The following is a 5,230-nucleotide window of genomic DNA, read 5'->3' as shown; positions in this document are numbered from 1 at the left end:
GCCTTCTGGGAGCAGCAGGGCGGGTACCGCGACCACGGACGCCACGAGGAGACCAGCTGCTTCCCGATGCTGGACGCCGGCACGTCCGGGCAGCCCCGCGGCGCCCATGGCCGGCAGTCCGCCCGTGTTCCTCCGCAGGAAGGGCCCTTCTGTCGGCGTTCCACCGCGTGCCGGAAGGTTGGAGGGCCGAACGGCCCCGTCCACGGGGTACCCACGGGCCCGCCGGGGCACAACCGGCCGGCCCTGGCCGCCACCCGCGGGATGCGCTGTCCTGGGAGCAGAAGCCCGCGTCCCCGCGGGCGGCCCGGAGCACGGAGGACCGCCATGGCGCCCCCGACCCACCCGACGACCACCGCGGCCGGACGGTCGATCCTCGTCACCCGCGCCGACACCGCCGCCGCCGGCCGCACGGTGGTGCTCGACCTCGGGGGTTCCGGGCGGGCCGTGCTGACGTGTGCCGAGGCCAGGCAGGTGGCCGCGGGCCTGGTCCGCGAGGCGGCCGACGGGGACCCGCGCGGTGCGGGGCGCACCGAGGCGGTCCACCTGCGCGACGACCAGTACGCCGTTTCCGTCCGCGGTCATGTGCTCACCGTCGACCAGCCGGTCGCCGCCGGCGGCGCCGACACGGCACCGACACCGCTCGAACTGTTCACCGCCTCCCTCGCCGGCTGCGTCGCCCACTACGCGGGCCGTTACCTGGCCCGGCACGGCATCGACCGCGAAGGGCTGCGGGTGACCGTGGACCACCGGATGGCGACCGACCGGCCGGCGAGGATCGCCTCGGTGGAGGTCCGGATCGTCGCCCCCGGGCTGCCGGGGGAGCGGACCGCCGGGCTGCTCGCCGTGGCGTCGCACTGCACCGTCCACAACACGCTGACCCACCCGCCCGAGGTCACCTTCGCGGTGAAGGAGGCCGAGCCGTGCGCGTCGCGGACCTCATGATCTCACCCCCGGTGACCGTCCCGCCTGACAGCACCGCCGCCGAGGCGGCACGGCTGATGGCGGACCGGGCGATCGGCTGCGTCCTGGTGGCGGACAGCCGTGCCCTGCTGGGCGTCCTCACCGACCGCGACCTCGTCGTCCGTGTGCTGGCCGGAGACACGGACGCCAACACCTCGGTCGCCAGGCTGATGTCGGCCCCGCCCCTGACCGTCGACGCCGACGACGAGCTCACCGCCGCCTACCGGACGTTCCGCCGCACCGGGGTGCGCCGCCTGCCCGTCCTGCGCGACGGCGTGCCCGTCGGCGTCATCACCGTCGACGACCTCTTCCTCGACGTCCTGCAGCACTTCGCCGACCTGCTCGGCCCGGTCTCCCGCAGCACCCTGCACGACGAGGCCGCCGTGCCACCCCCGGAAAGGACCATGCCATGAACGACACCTGGAGCACCGTCGGCGACGTGATGACCCATGCGGTCGTCGCCGTGGGACGGGACGCGGACTTCCGGGAGATCGCCGACACCCTGCAGCAGTGGCAGGTGAGCGCCGTACCCGTGCTGACCGGCGACGGGCGGGTGATCGGCGTTGTCTCCGAGGCCGACCTGCTGACCGCCCAGGACCGCGAACCCGAGACCTACCAGGGCATGACCGCCGGCGGCATGATGACCGCGCCGGCCGTGACCGTCCACCCGGACAGCCCCATCGCCGAGGCCGGCCGGTCCATGGCCCGGATGCACCTCAAGCGCCTGCCGGTCGTCGACGCCGAAGACTGCCTGGTCGGCATCGTCAGCCGGGGCGACCTGCTCAAGGTCCACCTGCGCGAGGACAAGGAACTGGCCGGACAGGTCCGCTTCGAGCTGATCGCGGCCCTTCACCCGGCGGACGCCTCCGGCCTCGACGTGCAGGCCGAGGACGGGCGGATCACACTGTCCGGCACGCTCCCCGACACGGCGACGGCCGCGCTGCTGGAACACCTGGTGAAGGGCGTGCCGGGCGTCGTCGACGCCGAAGTCCGGCTGGGCGTCCCGGCCTGAGCGGTACGGGGAGCGGACGCGCAGAATCGGGGAAGAGACGACACAGGTGCAGGGAGGCCGCCATGGACCCGATCCGGGACGGCGACACCGGACAGCCCGTACGGGTGTTCCTGCTGGACGACCACGAGATCGTCCGGCGTGGCGTGAAGGACCTGCTGGACGCCGAACCCGACATCGAGGTCGTCGGCGAGGCGGGCACCTGTGCCCAGGCACTGGCACGGGTGCCCGCGCTCAAGCCCCGGGTGGCCGTGCTCGACGTGCGGCTCCCCGACGGCGACGGGGTCACCGTCTGCCGTGAACTGCGGGACCGGATGCCCGACCTGGTCTGCCTGATGCTCACGTCCTTCGACGACGACGACGCGCTGCTGGACGCGATCATGGCCGGGGCGGCCGGATACGTCCTCAAGCAGGTCAAGAGCGCGGACCTGGTCAGCGCCGTGCGCACGGTGGCGGCGGGCGAGTCGATGCTCGACCCGGCCACCACCCGCAAGCTGATGGAGAGCCTGCGCCACCACGACGAGACCGACACCGAGGCCCTGCTCGACCAGCTGACACCGCGCGAACGCGAGATCCTCGCCCTGGTGGGCGAGGGCAAGACCAACCGGCAGATCGGCAAGGAGCTGTACCTCGCCGAGAAGACCGTCAAGAACCACGTGTCGCGGCTGCTCGCCAAACTCGGGGTCGAGCGGCGCCTCCAGGCCGCCGTCCTGGCCGCGCAGGTCGACACGGAGCACCGTTCGCCGCGTGCGCACTGAGCCGGCCGGCCCGGCGGATCGGGCCGCTCGGCCCATGCGCACCCCGGCGCCGCGGGCGGACGGTGGGAGTGAGGGCATCAGCCCCCGACCCTGCTGGCCCAGGAGCCCGCGATCATGCGCTGGATCGACTGCGGCGCGAACGGGCGGGGCATCGCTGTCACGCGCCCCATCACCCGGCTCATCCGCAAGTGCTCGGAGGCCCCGCAGGATGCGTATCGGCCGGTCCCCGGCTGACCGAACACCCGGAGGAGCCGTCATGTCCACCGTCGCCCTCGACGCCGCCGCGCTGGAGACCCTGGTCTCCGCCGCGGTCGCCGCACCGTCCATCCACAACAGCCAGCCGTGGCACTTCAAGCTGCGCCCCGAGACCTCCACCCTCGAGGTGCGTGCCGTCGGCGAGCGGAAGCTGCCCCAGACCGACCCGCGGGGCCAGGCCCTGTACGTCTCGGTCGGAGCCGCGGTCTTCAACCTGCGCGTCGCGGCCCGCCACCTGGGCTGGGCGCCCGAGGTCCGGATGCTGCCCGACCCGGCCGAACCCGACCTGCTGGCAGCCGTCGAACTCGACCGGCCGGCCCTCGTCACCCTGCCCAGCACCGCCGAACTGTACGGAGCGATCTGGCACCGGCACACCATCCGCACCCCGTTCACCGGCCCGCCCGTCCCAGCCGTCGTCCTCGCCGACCTCGTCGCCGCCGCCCGGGCGGAGGAGACGACGCTCGACATCCCCGGCCCCGAGGAGACCGAACGGCTCCTCCACCTGACCGCCGAGGCGGAACGGACCAACACCACCGACATCGGGCGCCGGATCGAGAGCCGCGCCTGGATCCAGGAACCCGGCGGACCGCCGCTGGGCATACCGCGCCGCGCCCTCGGACCGCAGGACGCCGCCGGCCACCTGCCGATGCGGGACTTCTCCGCCATCGACCCGGCCGACCACCTGCCGCCCGCCGCCTTCGAGACCCACCCGTGCATCGCCGTCCTGGCCACCCACCAGGACCGCCCCGTGGACTGGCTGCGCGCAGGGCTGGCCCTGCAGCACGTCCTCCTGGTCGCCACCGTCCACCAGGTCCGCGCGTCCATGTTGCACCAGGCCCTCGAATGGCCCCACGAGCGGTGGGCGACCCGCGACCCGTCCCAGGGGCCCGGATGCGTGCAGATGATCCTCAGGCTCGGCTACGGGCCCGAAGGCGCCCCCACGCCGAGGCTCCCGCTGACCGACAGCATCGACGAGGACGAGACCGAGCACCTGTGAGCTCAGGCGGCCGGCAACGGAACCCGCCAGACCAGCTCCGTGCCGCCCCCGGCGCGGACCCGGGCGTCGAACCCGCCGCCCATGGCGGCCGCCCGCTCGGCCAGGTTGGCCAGGCCGCTGCGCCGGCCGCCCTCCGGCAGGCCGATGCCGTTGTCCGTGATCGTGAGCACCAGGTCGGCGCCGGCGGCGAGCTCCACCTCCACGGAGGTGGCCCCGGAGTGCCGGGCGGCGTTGGACAGCGCCTCCTGCAGGACGGCCAGCGCCTCCTCCGCCGCCTCGGGCGGGGCGGTGACGTCGATCAGACCGGTCATCCGCAGTGCCGGGGTGAACCCGAGGACGGCGGCCGCCCGGTCCACGGTCTCCACGACCCGTGCCCGCAGCCCCTTGCCGGCCGGTCCCGACCGCTTGGCCCGCAGACCGAAGATGGTCGACCGGATGGTCTTCGCCGTCTCGTCGAGGTCGTCGATGGCCCGGAGTACGCGCTCGGAGGCCTCCGGGTGCTCGATGAACCGGATGGCGCCCTGCAGGGTCATCCCGGTGGCGAAGAGCCGCTGGATGGCCAGGTCGTGGAGATCCCGGGCGATCCGGTCGCGTTCCTTGAGCAGGGCGACCTGTTCGGAGTCGCGGCGCCGCTCAGCGAGCTCCATCGCCACGGCCGCCTGTGCGCCGAAGCCCTTCAGCGGGGCGGACTCGTCCGCGTCGAAGAGCGGTGCGCCCTCGGCGCGGGCGAGCATGAGCACGCCGCGGATCCCGCCCTCGGCGGTGCCGATCGGTACGGCGAGCGCGGGCCCCAGGCCCTCCCAGCGCGGCGGTCCGGCGGTGATCCGCGGATCCTTGCGGACGTCCGCGCTGACGGCGAGGTCGGCCGACTGCACGGCCGCGCCCATGAAGGAGCCGGAGACCGGCAGCACCAGGCCCCGGTGGTCGGAGCCGCGCAGGCCGACCGCGATCCGGACCTCGAGCTCGTCCGTCTGCGGGAGGCAGAAGGCCACGACCGCGAGGTCCGCACCCGCGATCTGGGACGCGCGGGTGACCAGCAGGTCGAGCACCGCCTGCTCCGGCTCGCCGGACAGCAGGCTGCTGGTGACCTCGGCACCCGCAGCGAGCCAGCGTTCCCGCAGCCGTGCCTGGCTGTAGAGGCGGGCGTTGTCGATCGTCACGCCCGCGGCCACCGCCAGCGTGGCGAGCACCGCCTCGTCCTCGGCGTCGAACCCGCCGCCGCCGCGCTTCTCCGCCAGGTAGAGGTTGCCG

General features: G+C 74.1%; 6 protein-coding genes. 5 read left to right on the top strand and 1 reads right to left on the bottom strand.

The features are described 5' to 3' along the window. The first annotated feature begins 324 nt into the window (after positions 1-324). From ABZ641_RS25145 to ABZ641_RS25125, 5 genes are all read left to right on the top strand, one after another. Complete coding sequence (locus ABZ641_RS25145) at positions 325-942, top strand: OsmC family protein (protein ID WP_344622282.1); 618 nt, start codon at positions 325-327, stop codon at positions 940-942. Continuing rightward, positions 921-1,373 carry a CBS domain-containing protein gene (locus tag ABZ641_RS25140; RefSeq protein WP_344622281.1) on the top strand — a complete coding sequence of 151 codons (453 nt, stop codon included), beginning with the start codon at positions 921-923 and terminating at the stop codon, positions 1,371-1,373. Before ABZ641_RS25145 ends, ABZ641_RS25140 begins: the two co-directional genes overlap by 22 nt. Next, positions 1,370-1,972 (top strand): CBS domain-containing protein, encoded by a 603-nt coding sequence (locus tag ABZ641_RS25135; RefSeq protein WP_344622280.1) that lies wholly within the window; start codon positions 1,370-1,372, stop codon positions 1,970-1,972. The genes ABZ641_RS25140 and ABZ641_RS25135 overlap by 4 nt, the downstream gene beginning before the upstream one ends. Positions 1,973-2,034: 62 nt before the next feature. Next, positions 2,035-2,727, top strand: a complete 693-nt coding sequence (locus ABZ641_RS25130; RefSeq protein ID WP_344622279.1) for a response regulator transcription factor — start codon at positions 2,035-2,037, stop codon at positions 2,725-2,727. 256 nt (positions 2,728-2,983) lie between these two features. Then, entirely contained in the window at positions 2,984-3,979 is a 996-nt protein-coding gene (locus ABZ641_RS25125; RefSeq protein ID WP_344622278.1) for a hypothetical protein, read from the top strand. 2 nt (positions 3,980-3,981) lie between these two features. On the opposite strand, the gene ABZ641_RS25120 is transcribed toward ABZ641_RS25125, so the two are convergent. Beyond that, positions 3,982-5,230 (bottom strand): GAF domain-containing protein (locus ABZ641_RS25120; protein ID WP_359985124.1); only part of this gene is annotated, 1,249 nt, incomplete at its 5' end.

This window comes from Kitasatospora sp. NPDC007106 (assembly GCF_040634455.1).
Taxonomy (GTDB): domain Bacteria; phylum Actinomycetota; class Actinomycetes; order Streptomycetales; family Streptomycetaceae; genus Kitasatospora; species Kitasatospora arboriphila.
This window is presented reverse-complemented; position numbering and strand designations above follow the sequence as displayed.